This window comes from Emcibacter sp. (assembly GCF_048269205.1).
Classification (GTDB): domain Bacteria; phylum Pseudomonadota; class Alphaproteobacteria; order Sphingomonadales; family Emcibacteraceae; genus Emcibacter.
Window position 1 is genome coordinate 1847975 of the sequence record NZ_JBLXJC010000001.1, and the last position, 17921, is coordinate 1865895.

A 17921-nucleotide genomic window follows, 5' to 3' on the forward strand; every position below is an offset into this window, starting at 1 on the left:
TTGTGCCAATGTCAAAACAACAAAATGATGACGGACTAAAAAACCGATCATAAAGGGACAGGCCAATCAAAATCAGGGAGTAAATAATGCAACAATCATCAATATTGAGCAGTGCAATGGTGCTTGCTCTCACAAGTCATGCCGCCTGGGCACAGGATACGCTAGACAATTCCGCCGATAAAACCGGACAGGAAACTTCTTCAGTCTTCAGCCTGGAAGAGATCGTTGTCACGGCTCAGCGCACCTCGGAAAGTCTACAGGATGCTGCCATACCGATCAATGCCGCGACAGGCGAAGCCCTGGAACGGGTCGGAGTCACCAACGCGACCACACTGAACAAAATCGCCCCGTCACTTTATGTCTCGGCCAGCGGCGGTGCTACGGCTGGTTATTTTGTACGCGGCGTCGGCAACTTCACCAACAACGGTTATACCAACCCAGCCGTCGCCTTCAACATTGATGGTGTCTATATCGGGCGTCCTTCCTCGACTGTCGCGTCCTTCCTTGACATTGAACGTGTCGAGGTCCTTAAAGGTCCTCAGGGTACCCTTTACGGTCGAAACGCCACCGGTGGCGCCATTAACGTGATTCCGGTAAAACCACGGCTTGGCGAAAACAGCGGCCAGGTGAGCGCCAGTTACGGTAATTATAACGCCTATGAAATTTCAGGTATCGCCAACCTTTCTGTATCCGATCGGATGGCTGTCCGCGTTTCCGCGGCCAAGAACGAACATGATGGTTACTTCGACGACGGTACAAGTTCAGCGGATGACCTGGCATTGCGGGGCCAAATCCTTGCAGAGCTGAGTGACAGTGTGGATGTCCGGCTGTCCGCCGATTATTCGACACAGAAAGGCACCGGGCCCGGCATGAATATCCATGGCGTCTACGGCTTTGCGCCTTTCTCCCCCGACCTGCCGGTCCCGAACCATCCCTTTATCCCAGCCCCCGATAGCGTCTCAGGAGCCTTCACAGGTCTGCACACGCCGGAGACCCTGGCCTTCATCGAAGAAAATGCCGTCGCGGCCCCCCTTTTCTCACCATTGAATGATTTCGCCTATCCTTACCGTGATGATTCCTATTTTGGGATCAATGCAGAAATGAATTTCCATATGGAGTGGGCTGATCTGGTCATCATTCCCGCCTTCAGGAAATCGGATCTGGATAACCAGTTCAACGGTGCACCATTCAAAGGGGCTATCAATGAAGATAGCGCCAAACAGTACAGCCTGGAAACACGCCTTTCCGGCGACATTGGGCCTATTGAATGGATTCTCGGCGCCTATTATTTCGATGAAAGCGTTGAAGGCGTGAATTCCTACAACCAGTTCTCGACCATTACACACAACACGTTCAAGTCCAATACGGAGTCCTTCGCTGTCTTCGCCAGGGCAACATATAATATGACGGATGAGTTGAGACTGGTTGGGGGAATTCGTTATACTGACGAAAGCCGTTCCATTGATGCGACAGCATCTGCGACAGCTGCGGTCTGTCTGGAAGACCCGGTCGGCCGTCCGCCGGCCTGCCCACAGGTCCCGACACTTCCTGTCGGCCTGACCCTGGAGGATACGATCAACGGACTGGACCCTTCCCTGTTCCTGCCCTTCGCCACACCATTTGACGGTAATCCCATTGCTGGCGTCTACCCTTATGGTCCCTTTATTGACGGCGCCCCGGGTGCGTTGCTGATCGTTACCCCCTATACCATCCAGCAATCAGCTAGTGACGATCACTTCACCTATCGTGCGGCGATTGAGTATGACATAACGCCGGACAGCCTGCTTTATGCCAGCTTTGAAACGGGTTTTCGAGCCGGAGGTTTTAACGTCACCATCGGACGCGAAAACTACGAACCGGAATTCATTGACGCCTACACAATCGGGTCCAAAAACCGGTTCTTTGACGATCGCCTGGAATTGAACCTCGAACTTTTCTATTGGAAATACGATGGGCAGCAGCTTGCAGCTCTGGGCGTCGATACGGAAGGAAATAACAACTTCTATACCCGTAATGTGGGCAAATCGACCATCAAGGGCGTTGACATCGATTTCCAGTTCCTGATCGCGGAAAATACCCTGTTGAAAGGTGCCGTACAGTATCTGGACGCCAAATATGACTCCTTTGTCTATGATCAGGTCGACCTGTCAGATGAAACGGATCCGCCAAACTTCCTGACACCTGTTACCGGATGTGACGCCACCCAGGTCATGGCGCCGACCCGGAGTTTCATTATTGATTGTTCCGGCAAGGAAGCCCTGAATTCCCCAGACTGGACGATCAACCTTGGTATTCAGCAAACGGTGCACCTTGGCGGATACGAACTGATCGGAACCTTTGACGGTCGTTACCGCGGTGATCGGGTCGTCGGCTTCAACTACCTGCCAAACGGCAATAGTGGAAGCGATATTACAATGGATGCCTCACTGACCTTTATGCCGGAAGAAGGCGCCTGGTCGGTGACAGCCTTCGTTCAAAACCTGACAGATGAAGACATCCCGACAACTCATCAGGTTGGCGCAGGCAACATCGTATCTTCTGCCTATCAACCTCCCCGCACTTACGGCCTGCGTGGCAAACTGAACTTCTGAGTATAGAGAAAATGACTTTTCGAATTTCGTCAAAAATTCTTACGGCTTTCCTGCCCCTTGTGATCACCTGTAGCGCCAATGCCGCTACAGGTCCGCAGGAAGACAAACCACTGGAATCCAGGTTTATTACACTGGGGACCATGGCAGGGCCTGTGCCCGACCCGCATCGTTCCCAGCCTTCCAACCTGCTGGTATATGGACAGAACGCCTATCTAATTGACACAGGAGACGGCACGGTTGAACAACTGGCAAAAAGCGGTGTTCGCCTGGCACAGGTCAAGGCGGTCTTTCTGAGCCATCTGCATTTCGACCATACCAGCGGCCTGGCGGCGGTATTGGGACTGCGCTTTCAGACAGACGTGTCCGCAAAAATTGTAATTTATGGGCCACCGGGAACCAGGGAACTGGTGAACGGCCTCATTGCGTCCATGGCGCCCGCCATCTCGGCGGGATATGGCATTCCCGGAAGGTCCTTTACGAATCCTGCAGAGTTGATTGTGGTCCATGAATTCACTGATCATGGGTCCATCCAGATTGATGGGATGACGGTGACAGCTCGTCAAAACAGTCATTACAGTTTTCCGGCAGGTAGCGAAATGGACCGTCGCTATAAATCCCTCTCCTACCGCTTCGACATGCCGGACCGGTCCATCGTCTATACCGGCGATACCGGCCCCAGCAAGTCTGTCGAAGAGCTTGCAAAGGGGGCTGATATGCTGGTGTCGGAGATGATGGATATTCAGCGCACCGTGGATATCATCCGAAAAAACAGTCGCAATCCCGACCCCGCTATCATCAAAAGCGTCATGCAGCACCTGAAAGCTCATCACCTGACCCCTGAAGATGTCGGAGAATTGGCTGCCCGCTCGGGTGTTAAGTCTGTCGTCATCACACATTTAGGAGCCGCGGGAGCAACCGGTGCTGACCTGCTCCGCTATCTTGGCGAAATTGCCCGTCACTATCGCGGCCCCGCAATCATCGCTGACGATCTGGAGGAATTCTAAGATATGCAGTCTCTTAAAATACTCGTAATTGGCGGCGGAATTGGCGGCCTTACTTCGGCGATTGCCCTTCGGAACAAAGGCTTCGACATCACCGTTATCGAGAAAGACCCGAACTGGTCTGTCTACGGTGTCGGCATCATCCAACAATCCAACGCTATCAGGGCCATGGAACAGCTTGGCCTGCTACGGGATTATGTGGAGGCCGGCGTAGGATTTGACTTTGTCGAAATATTCGCCCCGGACGGGACACAGGTGGCCCGGGTTCCCGCCCCTTCCCTGGTCGAAGGCTGTCCGGCCAATCTTGGCATCGGCCGGCCGGCCCTGCATAAACTTCTGGGTGACCGGGCCATCGCCTCGGGGGCCCAGGTGCGCCTTGGTGTAACGGCAGACGCCATTGAAAACGGTTCAGACGGCTGCAGGGTACATTTCTCAAGCGGAGATGAGGAAAAATTCGATCTGGTGATCGGGGCGGATGGCGTTTATTCCCAAACCCGCACCATGGTGCTGCCCCGGGCGGAAACACCGCAGTTCACCGGACAGTCGGTCTGGCGTTATAATTTTCCACGTCCTGACGGGCTTGATGCATTGCAGGTCTACAATGGTCCGACCGGGGCCGGGCTGGTCCCGATCAGCCGTGATCTGATGTATATGTTTATCACCACACCGGAACCGGGAAATCCCCGCTACCCCCGGGAAGGACTGGCATCCGCCATGCGCGGCAAATTATCCAGCTGTGCCCCGGCAATCAAAGAACTTGCCGAACAGATTACCGATGATGACAGCGTCGTATATCGGCCGCTGGAGGGCATGTTGGTGGAGGGGCCCTGGCACAGCGGCCGGGTCGTGCTGCTTGGCGACGCCGTCCATGCCACGACCCCGCATCTGGGACAGGGTGCCGGCATGGCCATTGAAGACTCCATTGTCCTGGCTGATGAACTTGACAAACATGACTCGATTGAGAATGCCTTGAGCGCCTACAGGGCACGCCGTTTCGAACGGTGCGCCTATATCGTCCGCGCGAGCCTGGCCATCTGCTACGGCCAGTTGGGCAAGGGGCCCCTGATGGATAATTACAAGGCCACCCGAGAAATGTTTGAAGTAACCGCACAACCAATCTGACGATCCGGAAAAATATAATCCCGTCAGGAAGATCGGGCCTTATTTATGAGAGAGACTATTTTATGAACAGAGTTACAGAAATTCGTTATGTAGGATATGGCGTGGAAGACTTCGAAACAGAGAGAAAATTCTACACAGATCAATGGGGTCTTAAGGAAGTCTACGCGGAAAAGAATATCGCCTGCTTCAAAACCCACGGCCATCACGAACATCATGTTGTGCAACTGCGCAAGGCAGAAGTCAATCACATTGAAGTCATCGCCCTGGCCACAGACAGCAGCGCCGATGTGGACGCCCTGTACGACAAGGTGAGCAACGCGGGATGCAAAATCATACATGCCCCCCGTAACCTGGAAACACCCGGCGGCGGATATGGATTTCGTTTCTTTTCCAGCGACGGCCTGCCCTTCGAAATTTCAAGCGACGTGGAAAAACTCGACAGCCGCCCGCTGGAACGCTGGGAAGGTCTGCCGGTGAAAATCAGCCATATCGTGCTTCATTCGCCGGATCACCAGGGGCTCGTCAAATTTTTTACCGACGTTTTGGGTTTCCGTGTTTCCGACTGGCTCGGCGATTTCATGTGTTTTCTGCGCTGCAATTCCGCTCATCACCGCATCGCCCTGCTGCCCGGACCTGCCTGCCTGAATCATGTTGCCTATGACATGCTTAGTGTCGATGACATGATGCGCGGGATAAGCCGTCAGAAAGAGCACGGCAACGACGTGAAATGGGGCCCGGGACGTCATACTGCAGGCAACAACACCTTCAGTTATTTCACAACGCCCAACGGTTTTGCCGTCGAATATACGGCGGAGCTGGAGGAAGTCGATTTTGATACTCATGAAGCCATAGTGCATGAGCCGTCCCGCACGATTATGGATCAGTGGGGGATCGGCACCGGCGGCCCGCAAACCATGCCAAAACCCAAGGCAGACCCATGTCTGTTTAAAACCGCGGAGAAATAAGATGGCGCTTTTCGAATTCTTCCCCAACTATATCTGGAACCTGTCCGTTTCCATCGCCATGGAGAGCGGTGCCCAGATTGGCGAAATCATCGATATGTGCCAGCCGATCAAGGATGCCGCAGACAGCGGTGCTGACGCCGGCACACCCGAGTTTATGAAACAATGGGTTTCAACCGCCGAAAACCTGCTGGAGCTTGCGGCAGAGGATGAAGCCGCCGGCCGCAATATTTCCGCTTCGGCGAAGCTGGAGCGCGCCTCCCTTTATATGTTTGTGGCCGAACGCATGCAGGGACACAGTCACCCGGGACGCAGGGAAACCTATGCCCGGGCCAGAGAGGCCTTCGACACCTCCACCCGGCTGGGGCATCTCAACCGGGAGCGGATCGAAATTCCCCTGGCTACGGGTCATATGCCAGCCCTCTTTACACGGGCACCGGGTGGCGGTCCAAAGCCGGTTGTCATCTATTGCAATGGATTGGACAGCTGCAAGGAATTGCTCTACTGGTCCCGCCTGCCCGAAGCCCTTGCCCGTCGCGGTATCTCCACTCTCAGTGTTGACCAGCCTGGAAGCGGCGAGGCTTTGCGCCTGCAGAATCTTCCGGTCGACCCTCACAGCGAAAACTGGGCCTCAAAGGCCGTTGACTGGCTGGAAACACAGCCGGATGTGGACCAAAAGCGGCTCGGCATGACCGGTATCAGCCTTGGCGGCCATTTTGCCCCACGCGCCGTGGCCTATGAACCCCGCTTTGCGTCCGGCGCCGTCTGGGGCGCCAATCACAACTGGGCCGAGGTTCAGCAAAAGCGACTTAAAAGCGAAGGCGAAAATCCTGTCCCCCACTATTGGGCACATGTCATGTGGGCCTTCGGGGCAAAGGATATGGAGGAATTTCACCGGAAAAGCGCCGACATGCATTTAAATGGCGTCATGGACCGCATCAAGGTTCCCTTTCTCGTGACCCATGGCGAAAAAGACCGGCAAATCTCCCTTGACTATGCCTACCAGAGTTTCGATCAACTAACCAATTCCCCCCGGCGTGAACTCAAAATCTTCACGGCACGGGAGGGCGGGGTTGAACATGTGGGTGCCGACAATATGTCGTTCGGTCGTCACTATATCGCGGACTGGTTTGCTGAAACCCTGGGTGGCCATACGTCGTAATTTGGGGGAAATTTTAAAAGGTCCAACAATGACTGAACAACTGCTAGCCCTGTATTTTGCACCCGGCACCTGCGCCCGGGTGTGCCTGACGGCCCTGGAGGAAACAGGAGTTGCTTTTGAAACCCGCCTGATCGCCTTTGGGGCGGGAGACCATCGATCGCCGGAATTCCTGAAGATCAATCCGGCCGGAAAGGTCCCCGCTCTGGTCACCAGAGACGGGGTGATCACGCAAAACGGCGCAATCCTGCAGTATCTTTCAGCCAGCTTTCCGGAAGCCGGACTGCTGCCTGTCGCAAATACCCCCTATGAAGACGCGATATTGTCCGGTCATCTATTCCATCTGTCCAGCGACCTTCATCCTCTGGTCACCCGGTTTGTGATGCCTCATTTCATGTGCGGGGTAGACAATAGTCTGGCCGATATCCGCCAGCGTGCGCAACAGAGTCTGTCGGCATTGCTTGCCCCGACAGAAGAAAAACTCGCACAACAGGACTGGCTTATCGCAGAGGAGTGGTCGATCATGGACAGTTACCTGGCATGGGTCTGGTTTCGGATCACAGGCGCCGGTTTTCCGGGAGACGACTTCCCCGCACTCTCACGGCACTATGAGAAAACCATGGCACGCCCTTCCGCCCGGCGCGCCGCGGAACGGGAAGCCGCTGCCTATTTGGATCTGGAATCACGCGGCCTAACGGTGCCCCTGCCCTATAAACAATAAACACAGGCGGTAGAGACAATCATCGCCCTTGAAAGGAAAGCCTAATGGAAAACAAGACAGTGCGCCGCATCGTCACCGGACATGACAGTGCGGGTAAAGCGATTATCCAGGAAGACGGGGCACCGCCACGCATCCAGCGCATTGGTGGTGAGCTCGGGCCGGTATTTTACGAAATCTGGAATACGCGGGCCACGCCGGCCCCAATTGACCCTGCTTCCGGTGAACCGGCAGAAGACGGCATTATCCTCTCCCCTCCCCGAAACGGTACCCGAATTCGTGTCCTTGACATTCCGCCGGACGATAAAAAACTGAATAGCCTGAGCCCCGAGGAGCGCATGGCGCATTTTGCAGAAATCGGCGCTGCCGGGGCTGTGGCAGACGGTGGGGCCAGTGACCGCCATGCGTTCATGCACCGGACAGAAACCATCGATTACGGAATCGTCCTTGAAGGCGAACTGGTCCTGATCATGGATGAAGGAGAAACCACGGTACGGGCGGGGGATATTGTCATCCAGCGGGGTACCAATCATGGCTGGGCCAACCGCTCGGACCGCAATTGCCGGATTGTCTTTATCCTGATTGACGGTGAATATAGTGACGAGTTGAAATCATGAGACTGGCAAGCATTGCAAATGGGTCCAGGGATGGAGAACTTGTTGTCATTTCCGGGGACGGCGCGCGGTATCTTTCTACAAGGGACTTTACCCCCAATCTTTTGACTGCAATGGAAAACTGGTCCGGCCTGGAAAACTCTCTGCGCGGCCTGGCGGCGGACCTGGAAGCCGGAAAGGGGCATGCCCTGGACAAAGCACAGTTGCTGGCGCCACTTCCCAGAAGCTGGCAGTGGCTGGACGGTTCGGCATTTTCCACCCATGGTGAATTGATGCAGATTGCCTTTAATCATGATCCGATTGAAAGCGATAGGCCGCTGATGTATCAGGGTTTGTCCGACCGCTTTTACGGCCCACGCACGGATATTCCTTTTCCGGATGAGGAACACGGCATCGACTTCGAAGGTGAATTCGGCGTGATTGTCGATTTCGTTCCCATGGGCACCAGCGCCGAACAGGCCCTTGAACACATCAGGCTGATTGTCCAGATCAATGACTGGTCCCTGCGGGCTCTGGCGCCGATCGAGATGAAAACCGGTTTTGGCTGGGTGCAGGCCAAACCCGCCTGTTCCATGGCGCCCTTCGCCGTCACCCCGGATGTTCTGGGAGACGCCTGGAAAGACGGAAGGGTTGTTCTCGACCTTCATATCGACTGGAACGGTCAGAGTTTCGGCAGGGCCAATGGCGGAGCCATGGATTTCGGGTTTCACGACCTGGTGGCCCATGCGGCCCTGAGCCGGGATCTTGCAGCCGGCACCGTCATCGGGTCCGGCACCGTCTCCAACAAAAATTACAAGGATGTCGGTTCAAGCTGCATATCCGAACAACGCGCCATCGAAATGATCCGTGACGGCAATCCCTCCACACCCTTTATGAGCTTCGGTGATACTATCCGCATGGAGGCCCGGACGCCTGGGGGTGTAACCCCGTTCGGCAGAATAGATCAGAGGATAGTTTCTGCGCGGGTATGATCTATAACCCGGCCCGCCACACACCACTCTCGACACACAGTTTTGAACCATTTCTTTAAAAAAGACTTTGCTAGACAAAGTGGTTCAACCCCCAAAAGGTTGTACAAGAAGACTGATGGAGATTGACAGAATCAAAGTGGGGAGAGGATTTGTAAGGAACCTCGGGAGAGTATGAAATATTTGGTGCGGCCAGGAGGCACCGGAACGTCCAATATATATAATAACTTAATAAGAGAAGTGCGCAGATTTTGCGCACTTCTCCTAAAAAAAACTCCAGTATCACCTGGGTAACGCACCAACCGCCGATAAGCCCCAATTGTCTTCAAAATGGCACAACCAGGATGAAGTGGTCCTCATGGCCGGACAGAACACTGCTGCGCGGGCTTGGGTAATACGGGGGCGATTGACCCCGTACGCCAGTTCCAGGATTGCTTTCCGCTCAGACGACGACGGCACATGACCTGTTCATGCAGCTCATACATGCCCGGAAAGAGATCACGGGACAATGTCGGGACCTCGCCGAACTCCATATAGGCACGACCTGAAGCAAACTTTGTCCAGTCAGGCCCCCTCCCGGAGGTTGGCTGACCGTCACGCGCAAAGCTTGTCCAATAATCAAGCATCGCACCGGAGATATTCCGCTCTGCCTCCGTATCCGGTATTGCGGGCCATCCCTCCGGAGTGCCCTTCAGACTTCCAAATACGAAGGGTACTTCGCTGGCATGAAACGCCTCGAGATTGGCTTCATTTGCAGCAGGATAACTGTGACTGAACAGATAGAGATAGGAAGGCTGGCCAAGGGCTGCCTGCTTGCGGACCAGACGTTCGGAAGCCCAGCCGAAGACCACATCACGCGCGGCATCCAGCTGTATCTCTTCAAGATCCTGCGGCGGATAGAGCCCGAGGTAAGTTTCGGCCAGATCGCCGTAGCGCGCACTGATATCACTTGCATAGGCTTCTGTCGTCTCGGGCAGCGGCGGTAACAGGAAGCGCAGGCTGCGCACTTCACCGCTGGTGAAACCTGCCATCAATGGTACCGGGGCCTGCTCACCCCGATCAAAGGTATCCACAAGCTGGCGCTTCAGAATTTTGCCGTCAATGGTCCCGTAAGGCGCATAACCCGCCTTGGCCGTACGATCCACCAGGCTCAGCGCCTCCATGGCTCGCAACTCTGAAATTCCCGATACACCAAGCTTTTCAGCCAACTCCACCCCGATCGCCTCTGCGGACTTTTCCTCGTAACGGGCTTCTCGCAACTCCGGCATGGTGAAGAGATAACCGCTCTGGACAATGGCCTTGTCAAAAAGGCCCCGGGCCCTGGGGGACGCGAGAAGATATTCGACGCTCAACGCCCCGGCGGATTCACCGAAGATCGTGACGTTGCTTGCGTCACCGCCGAAGGCTTCGATGTTTTCCCTCACCCACCGAAGGGCTGCCATCTGATCCATCAGGCCGTAGTTACCTGATATATTCTCCTCGGACTCCCTGCTCAGCTCCGGATGGGCAAGATAACCGAGAACGCCAAGCCGGTAATTGATCGACACCAGGACAATCCCGCGTTTGGCGAATTCCCGACTGTCATACATCTTGGAGTGTGCGGTTCCCCAGATCAGTGTTCCACCATGAATCCAGACCATGACGGGCGCTTTCCTGGCATTGGCCGACGCTGTCACATCAAGGGTAAGACAGTCCTCACTCATCTTGATCCGGCCACGGTCGTAAGTTCCCTCTGCCATTAGCGGCTGCATGCAGGCTACACCTTTTTGCTCTGCCGCACGTATTCCGTCCCAGCGGGGCATCGGTGCTGGGGGACGCCAGCGGCGGTCACCAACGGGTGGTGCGGCATAGGGAATAGCGCGGAAAACGACAGCATCGTCTTCCCGGACACCCTGCAACTGCCCGGCCGGCGGGTTTACAACAGGCGCTTTTTCACTTGCGAGACCTCCGGAAGTGAAGGCAATGCCGCACATGAGTGCGGATACACCAATGAAAGCGGCAAAAAAACGGGATGAAATTTTTGTCATTCTGCAGTTCCTCCTGCTTGAGTGTGCGATCGTTTGATAAGCCGGGCAAGGCCGAAATAAAGCAGCGCCGCGATCACATACATGGGCGCAAGTGCGTAAAACGCTGCCTGCAGGGAATGATCGCCATAGCTGGACCGGAAGAAATCACTGGCCATACCCACATAAGTCGGCCCCAGGCCAAGGCCGATGAAGTTCATGACCAGCAAAAGAAGGGCGCCTGAGATAACACGTTGATCCGGACGCACCTCACCTTGCACAAAGGTGACCGTGGCCGACAGGAAAAACGAATTCAGGAACATCGGACCTGCGAGGAAGAGAAGAGCAACTTCCCACTGGGCGGCCCAAACGAAACCGAGGAAAAACGGCAACGCCAGCAGAAGCGAAATTGCCGGAATTATGGCGTAGGCCGCCCGTGTGCGGGCGCCGAATTTGTCGATCAGCCGCCCGGAGACAAAAATGCCCGCACTCATCCCCACACCAACAACCAGAGCATACCAGACGGCGACCTCGCCCAGTTCCATGCCTTTCTCGCGCATAAGGAAGAGTGTGGCGAAGTTCAGCATACCATAGGAGATAAAGTTCGCTCCACCACTTGCCAGAGAAGCGACAAGCAGGATCGGATTGGTAAAAAACCTTTTTATCGTCTCGAGGAACCCGGGGGCCGTAATGTCCGGAGACGAAGCTTCGGAAACGGCATCATGTCCCCCGCGCTGCGGCTCGGCGATGACAAAATAGACCGCCACGGCAGCAATCACACCAATAGCCCCAATGATATAGAACGGCATTCGCCAATGAAAGGACGCTGCGATTGACGCGCCGAAGGCGACCCCCAGAGCGGCACCAAGCGGCGGCCCCAGGTTAAAAATCGCCATGGCGGTGCCCCGGCGCTCACGCGGAAAATAATCAGAAATAATCGCATATGACGGCGGCACCCCACCGGCTTCACCAACACCAACCGCCATGCGGGCGACTACGAGCTGAGTGTAGTTACCAGCCATGCCGCAAGCGGCGGTCGCGGCGCTCCATATGGCGCAGGCCGCAGACAATACCTTCACCCGGTTCGTCCTGTCGGCAAGCCAGCCGATGGGAATGGCAATGAAACAATAAAACAGCGCAAAATAAAAGCCGGTGATCATACCCAACTGGCTGTCTGTGATATTCAATTCATCCTGTATCGGCTTTGCAAGAATGGAAAGAAGCTGCCGATCCAGAAAATTGAGGACATATACAAAACACAACATTCCGAGAACAATACCCGTTCCCGTCCGAGCCTGGGCAGGATTTCCTGCCACCTGCCCCGGTGATTCATCAATACCCATAAGTCACTTACCTCCTTTTGTTATATACATTGTTTAACTGTCTTTTCTGATCCAGCCCGGCTGGCCGCGTCCTCCCACGAGACCGGCAGCAACACGTTGTTTCAGCAGTGCCGGCGGCCGGAAACGCTCCCCATAGGCCTCCTGGAGAATTTCCTGAACCTGAAGACAAAGCCCGGACGAGACGGCATCCATCAGGGCGAACGGCCCGATCGGATGACCAAGCCCAAGCTGGCAAGCGATATCAAGATCTTCCGGTGTGGCGACCCCCTCCTCGACCAGCTTGATGGCTTCGATCAGCATGGCATGCAACATACGGTTCACGGCAAAACCCGCGACATCCTTGATTTCCACTGGTGATTTGCCAATGTTCCGCAGGATATCAATGAGTTTCCCGGTAACCGCAGGGTCTGAGTCAAAGCCCGGCACGACCTCCACCAGTTTCATACGTGAAACCGGTGAAAAATAATGAGTGCCCAGGAATAATGGACGGCGGGCCGGGCTCAACGTCGCGGCAAGTGTCGATATGGGCAGTGTCGAGGTATTGGAGGCAATAATACAGTCCGGGCGGCACAGGGCGTCGAGTGACTGCAATACAGCCTTCTTGGCTTCCAGCGCCTCGAACACGGCTTCGGTGACCAGGTCGCAATCGGCCAGGCTTTCAAGATCGGTCGCAGGCGTAATATGCGCCAACGCCTGATTACGATCCTCGGGTGTGTAAAATCCCCGGTCAACACCTTTATCCAGCAATTTGGCCAACCGAAGCATGGCACGTTCCAGCGCCGCCTCGTCCAGGTCATTCAGAACAACCGGCATCCCGCCCAAGGCGAACACCAGCGCAATCTCGGCGCCCATCAATCCGGCACCCACTACTCCGATTTTCACAACCTCACTCCTTTCATGGACTGCATATCTTCCGGCACCTCGAAAGCACCATGTCTCAGCCACGCCTTCGACTGGGCAAGATACCAGTCAATAACTTCCGGATTGGCGATCATGTCAGGATTTATGACTTTGGCAACAGGCCGCCCCTGGAACAGGCGCTTGACCGGGAGTTCCTGTTTTTTGCCTGACAGGGTTCGTGGAATTCCGGGGGCGGAAATGAAATGATCCGGGATAAAGCGCGGGGAAAGGCTGCTGCGAATAGCCGAAGACATGGCGGATTCCAGCGCCTGATCCAGCTTGCAATCCCTGGCAGGGACAACAAACATCAACAGCTTGCTGCCCCCCTCACCGTCTTCAAGATCAATAACAAGACTGTCCGCGACTTCAGTGAGACGTTCCACCGCGGCATAGATTTCGGCGGTCCCCATCCGAAGTCCGTGGCGATTGATAGTCGCGTCACTCCGCCCGCTAATTGTACAACTGCCGTCCTCGTCGATACGCAACCAGTCCCCGTGCCGCCAGATACCCGGCCATTCGCTGAAATAGGACTCTCGGTAGCGGCTGCCGTCCTCATCACCCCAGAAATAGAGCGGCATGCTCGGGATGGGGCGGGTACAGACAAGTTCGCCAACCTCGCCAAGCACCGGCTTTCCGTCCTCGTTCCAGGCCTCTACGGCGGCGCCAAGGTGGCGGCATTGAAGCCTTCCCGGCGTGGCAGGCAGTTCCCGGTTCCCGGTCAGGAATGCGGCAAAAAGGTCGGTTCCCCCGCTAATATTACACCACCAGATATCCGGCTGATGAATAGCAGAAAATTGCTGATTACCCCACAATTGAACAGCTGGTGGCAGGGGTGAGCCAGTGCTGCCAAGGGCCCGGATCCGGCTCAGGTCACCATAATCCCCGAGAGAAATCCCTGCCTTGCAACAGCTGATAAAATATGCCGCACCCCCGCCAAACCAGGTGACCCGATGCCGGGCGGCAAATTCCCACAACACACCCCAGTCCGGATTTGTTTTTGTCCCGCTCGGGGAGCCGTCAAACAGGCATATGGTTGTGCCGGAAAGCAATCCACATACCTGCTGGTTCCACATCACCCAACCGGTGGCGCTGTACCAGTGGAACCGCTCTCCGAAGCTGTTGGGGGAATAGCTGGCACCAAGATCAAAATGCAATCGGCCTGCACCTGCCGAAGTCAGGATGCCGCCATGCCCATGAACGATCGCTTTGGGGAGGCCAGTAGTACCGCTTGAATAGAGGATCCAGAGCGGATGATCAAACGGGACCCATTCCGGCTCGAACAGATCCACTTCATTATCCTGACGTGACACAATGGCCGCAAAGTCAATCGCCTCTGGAACGGCTGCCCCGCCATATCCTGTCCCGATAACCAGATGGGCGACAACAGTTGGCAGGGCGGCACGCATTTCGCTGACCACCAGACTGCGATCCATCGCCTTGCCACCGTAATAGACGCCGTCAACCGTAATCAATACCTTTGGCGAGACCTGCCGGAACCGATCAAGAACGGCAGGTGTTCCCATGTCTGGTGAACAGAGGGTCCAGATAGCGCCCAGGCTGGCGCAGGCAAGGAATGAAATTACCGCCTCGGGTGTGTTGGGCAGATACGCCGCCACTCTGTCGCCCCGGCCGACACTAAGGCGGCGCAGCTCCAGGGCCAGGGAAGCAGTTTGCTGCCGGAGCTCTTTCCAGCCCAGCTCCCTGATATCGCCTTTTTCATTTTCTGCAATGATCGCTGGCTGGTTTACCGCCTCGGCAGGTTCCACATGACGGAATACCTGACGGGCATAATTAACCTGCGCCCCTTCAAACCAGGAAGTGCCGGGCATTTCCTCTTTGCCAACCACCGAGGTAAAGGTAGTGGGAGACTCTATCTGGTTATAGTCCCAGATGCTGCGCCAGAAAGCTTCCGGATCGGTCGTTGACCACTGCCACAGCGAGTCATAGTCTTCAAACCCGAGATTATATTCCCGCTCCAGCCATTCCCGATAGAGCCATATTTGCGGAACAGGCTCCATAAAATCCCGAATTTCGTCACCTGTCAGCATGAGACGATTTCCAGGTCGAAACATTTCTATACAGATTTATGACCGGGTAATAGATGTGCCGACCTGCCTCTTTTCGACTGCCATTTGTCAATTTAAATTCCTTGCTCTTCATGCTTGGCTCAAGCCGTCCAAACCCGGCTCGCAAGAGAAGCCTGAGCGGTTAAACTCAAGCTTCTCCCACATTATTTTTGAGAATTACGCCTGGTGTTTCAGCACCTTAGAAGCGATGATAGAGAGTCATGCCGTACATGCGCGGCGCACCAATCTGACCAACACGCCCCGGTGTCGTATCACTTGCTGCGGTCAATGACTGCCCCACATAACGCTCATCAAGGGCATTAACGGCATAGGCCGTCAGCGACCAGCTTCCATCAACTGTGGAAAGCGAGACCGAGGCATTCAGCAGGCCATAGGAGTCCTGGGTATTGAGCTCATTGTTGAAGAGATCGAAATAGACATCGTCCTGCCATTTATAGTCAGCACGTGTGGTGATCTCAAGGTCGTTGGAGACTGCGAAACTATATTCGGCAGACAGGCTAAACTGCCAATCCGGTGCCTGGGGTAAACGGTTACCCGTCAGATCTTTCACGCCCAGTTCCGGGTAGATTGGATCAATACTGGTCAAATTCCCAAACTCCGCAAACAGCCGTGTGGCTGACGCAACCAGCCTGAGCCCGCTGACAGGAAGCGCCTCGACTTCAAGCTCAATTCCCTTGATCTTTCCGGTCGCGGCATTTTCCACTCGGGGATAACGCACGTTCGTCTGCGGGTTGATACGGAACAAAGTCTGCTGCAAGTTTGAGTAATCCGAATAGAAACCCGTCACGCCCAGGCGCAGTTTCTTCTCATAGAACATACCTTTCAAACCAAGTTCATAGTTCCAGACAAATTCCGGATCAAACAGATTCACCGGCTGACTCACATCGCCAAAGGTGTTGAACCCACCTGACTTGAAGCCCCGGGATGCACTGGCATAAAGCAGCATCTGATCGTTAGGAATATAGTCAATCACAAAACGGGGTGTGAAGGCGCCCCATGAACCCTTCGCTTCACTGTTATAAGACGTGCCAAGAACCATGGAATCCATCGTGAAGTCTTTGTCGTCATGGGTATAACGACCGCCAACAGTCGCACGCAACTTTTCCGTTATCAGATAACGGAGCTGGCCATATACTGCATATGAATTCAGTCCTTCATAGGGATCATAGTTGAAGGCGTCGATAAGTGTCGGCGGCACGCTGAGAATAAGCGGCTGAGTGGACTCCCCATTCATATAAAAGGCCCCAAGGATGATGTCAGCCCGACTGCCAAGATCAGCCGCCAGCGTAAGTTCCTGGGTAAATTGCTTTACGTGAATGCCTACCAGCGGGAAGTCAGAGAAATCTCCGCTCGTACCGTCGTTATCCGTATCCTCAAGCACCAGGTCGTGCTTGATATAACCGGTCGTGGACGTCAGCGTCATTTCCGGGCTGATGTCCCAGTTTGCAACCATAATTGCCTTGAGGTTTTTGGTGTCCCGCTGATCGGTATGGTTCATGTGAACCTTCAGGTTCTCAATATCATTTTCCGGAAGCCCCAGCGCCTCAACCGCAGTTGGCTTGTCAGGACGCGCGCGCCCGAGAATAGTGGCGAAAGCTGGATCCGCACGATTACGCATATATTCAAATACAGTGCGGACAGTGATGTCTTCGGTGACTTCACCAAGCAGCGAGGCCCTGATCTGGGCCAGATCGGCATCATTCTTGTCTAAGTCGAGGAATTCATTCTTCATCCAGCCGTCAGCACGGTCGAACTGAAAGGCCACTCGACCCATCAGGCGGTCAGAACTGATCGGACCGTTTACAAAACCCCTTACCCCGAGGCGTGCGTAATTGCCTGCCGTAAGAGCGACAGAGCCCTCGGTCTCACTGGTGGGCTGATTGCTGTGCACATTGATGGCGCCGCCCGTCGCGTTTCGTCCCTCGATCGTACCCTGGGGACCGCGAAGAACTTCAACACGCGATACATCCAGGAAGGTGCCGTCCATCATATAGTGGTTCAGGAAAGGCACACCGTCCTGTGATACGGTAATGCCGGACTGTGATCCAATATCCTGGCCTGCCTGGCCGATACCACGCAGAGCGATAAACACGTTACCGAAGCGTTCTCCGAACTGCAGGCTCGGGGTAACCTGAACAAGGTCACCTACGCTGTCGAGGCCTGCCTTTTCCAGCGTTGATCCGGAAAGTGCGGTAATGGCAATCGGCACGTTCTGCAGGCCTTCACGGCGTTTCTGGGCGGTAACAATGATGTCTTCAATTTCAAAGACCTCATTCTCTTGATTATTTATCGCCTCTTTGTCGGCTCCGTCCTGCGGCTGGGCCTGAGCATGTGCTTCAGCCCCGATCATCCCCCAGGAAAACAGTGCCGTTGCGCTCAGAAGCAGCATACGTGATTTGAAAAATCTTGCGTTGCGGTTTTGTCTCATATCCTACCCTTTTCATTTCATTGAA

The 17921-nt window shown here is 55.0% G+C and carries 13 protein-coding genes; 8 read left to right on the plus strand and 5 right to left on the minus strand.

What is annotated here, in order from left to right; translation table 11 throughout:
• The first annotated feature begins 86 nt into the window (after window positions 1-86).
• The 8 genes from ACN0YD_RS08480 (at window position 87) to ACN0YD_RS08515 (ending at window position 9138) form a co-directional block, all read left to right on the plus strand.
• Window positions 87-2591: a TonB-dependent receptor gene (locus ACN0YD_RS08480; RefSeq protein WP_417318717.1), complete on the plus strand. Its 2505-nt coding sequence runs from the start codon at window positions 87-89 to the stop codon at window positions 2589-2591.
• 11 nt (window positions 2592-2602) lie between these two features.
• Window positions 2603-3595 (plus strand): MBL fold metallo-hydrolase, encoded by a 993-nt coding sequence (locus ACN0YD_RS08485; protein ID WP_417318719.1) that lies wholly within the window; start codon window positions 2603-2605, stop codon window positions 3593-3595.
• Between the two features lie 3 nt (window positions 3596-3598).
• The gene (locus ACN0YD_RS08490; RefSeq protein WP_417318721.1) at window positions 3599-4714 is read left to right on the plus strand and encodes an FAD-dependent oxidoreductase; all 1116 of its coding nucleotides are present in this window, start codon (window positions 3599-3601) and stop codon (window positions 4712-4714) included.
• Window positions 4715-4776: 62 nt separating this feature from the next.
• Window positions 4777-5679, plus strand: a complete 903-nt coding sequence (locus ACN0YD_RS08495) for a VOC family protein (RefSeq protein ID WP_417318723.1) — start codon at window positions 4777-4779, stop codon at window positions 5677-5679.
• A 1-nt stretch (window position 5680) separates the two neighbouring features.
• A complete protein-coding gene (locus ACN0YD_RS08500) occupies window positions 5681-6838 on the plus strand; it encodes an alpha/beta hydrolase family protein (RefSeq protein ID WP_417318724.1) in 1158 nt (385 codons plus the stop codon).
• A 28-nt stretch (window positions 6839-6866) separates the two neighbouring features.
• A complete protein-coding gene (locus ACN0YD_RS08505; protein WP_417318726.1) occupies window positions 6867-7556 on the plus strand; it encodes a glutathione S-transferase family protein in 690 nt (229 codons plus the stop codon).
• Between the two features lie 44 nt (window positions 7557-7600).
• Window positions 7601-8170 (plus strand): cupin domain-containing protein, encoded by a 570-nt coding sequence (locus ACN0YD_RS08510; protein ID WP_417318727.1) that lies wholly within the window; start codon window positions 7601-7603, stop codon window positions 8168-8170.
• Window positions 8167-9138 (plus strand): fumarylacetoacetate hydrolase family protein, encoded by a 972-nt coding sequence (locus ACN0YD_RS08515; protein WP_417318729.1) that lies wholly within the window; start codon window positions 8167-8169, stop codon window positions 9136-9138. Before ACN0YD_RS08510 ends, ACN0YD_RS08515 begins: the two co-directional genes overlap by 4 nt.
• 353 nt (window positions 9139-9491) lie before the next feature.
• Here ACN0YD_RS08515 and ACN0YD_RS08520 read toward each other — a convergent pair whose 3' ends face one another.
• The 5 genes from ACN0YD_RS08520 to ACN0YD_RS08540 all read right to left on the minus strand — a co-directional run bounded on the left by ACN0YD_RS08520 (window position 9492) and on the right by ACN0YD_RS08540 (window position 17896).
• Window positions 9492-11162, minus strand: coding sequence for a carboxylesterase/lipase family protein (locus ACN0YD_RS08520; RefSeq protein WP_417318731.1), 1671 nt, complete (start codon window positions 11160-11162; stop codon window positions 9492-9494).
• Complete coding sequence (locus ACN0YD_RS08525) at window positions 11159-12481, minus strand: spinster family MFS transporter (protein WP_417318733.1); 1323 nt, start codon at window positions 12479-12481, stop codon at window positions 11159-11161. Before ACN0YD_RS08525 ends, ACN0YD_RS08520 begins: the two co-directional genes overlap by 4 nt.
• Before the next feature lie 33 nt (window positions 12482-12514).
• Entirely contained in the window at window positions 12515-13363 is an 849-nt protein-coding gene (locus ACN0YD_RS08530) for a 3-hydroxyacyl-CoA dehydrogenase family protein (RefSeq protein WP_417318735.1), read from the minus strand.
• Window positions 13360-15429, minus strand: a complete 2070-nt coding sequence (locus ACN0YD_RS08535) for an acetoacetate--CoA ligase (protein ID WP_417318737.1) — start codon at window positions 15427-15429, stop codon at window positions 13360-13362. The genes ACN0YD_RS08530 and ACN0YD_RS08535 overlap by 4 nt, the downstream gene beginning before the upstream one ends.
• A gap of 217 nt (window positions 15430-15646) precedes the next feature.
• Window positions 15647-17896, minus strand: a complete 2250-nt coding sequence (locus tag ACN0YD_RS08540) for a TonB-dependent receptor (protein WP_417318739.1) — start codon at window positions 17894-17896, stop codon at window positions 15647-15649.
• Window positions 17897-17921: the final 25 nt, after the last annotated feature.

Bases quoted from the DNA above. Each gene is read 5' to 3' on its own strand.
- ACN0YD_RS08480 (WP_417318717.1), top strand. From the start codon at position 87: ATGCAACAATCATCAATATTGAGCAGTGCAATGGTGCTTGCTCTCACA.
- ACN0YD_RS08485 (WP_417318719.1), top strand. From the start codon at position 2,603: ATGACTTTTCGAATTTCGTCAAAAATTCTTACGGCTTTCCTGCCCCTT.
- ACN0YD_RS08490 (WP_417318721.1), top strand. From the start codon at position 3,599: ATGCAGTCTCTTAAAATACTCGTAATTGGCGGCGGAATTGGCGGCCTT.
- ACN0YD_RS08495 (WP_417318723.1), top strand. From the start codon at position 4,777: ATGAACAGAGTTACAGAAATTCGTTATGTAGGATATGGCGTGGAAGAC.
- ACN0YD_RS08500 (WP_417318724.1), top strand. From the start codon at position 5,681: ATGGCGCTTTTCGAATTCTTCCCCAACTATATCTGGAACCTGTCCGTT.
- ACN0YD_RS08505 (WP_417318726.1), top strand. From the start codon at position 6,867: ATGACTGAACAACTGCTAGCCCTGTATTTTGCACCCGGCACCTGCGCC.
- ACN0YD_RS08510 (WP_417318727.1), top strand. From the start codon at position 7,601: ATGGAAAACAAGACAGTGCGCCGCATCGTCACCGGACATGACAGTGCG.
- ACN0YD_RS08515 (WP_417318729.1), top strand. From the start codon at position 8,167: ATGAGACTGGCAAGCATTGCAAATGGGTCCAGGGATGGAGAACTTGTT.
- ACN0YD_RS08520 (WP_417318731.1), bottom strand. From the start codon at position 11,162: ATGACAAAAATTTCATCCCGTTTTTTTGCCGCTTTCATTGGTGTATCC.
- ACN0YD_RS08525 (WP_417318733.1), bottom strand. From the start codon at position 12,481: ATGGGTATTGATGAATCACCGGGGCAGGTGGCAGGAAATCCTGCCCAG.
- ACN0YD_RS08535 (WP_417318737.1), bottom strand. From the start codon at position 15,429: ATGCTGACAGGTGACGAAATTCGGGATTTTATGGAGCCTGTTCCGCAA.
- ACN0YD_RS08540 (WP_417318739.1), bottom strand. From the start codon at position 17,896: ATGAGACAAAACCGCAACGCAAGATTTTTCAAATCACGTATGCTGCTT.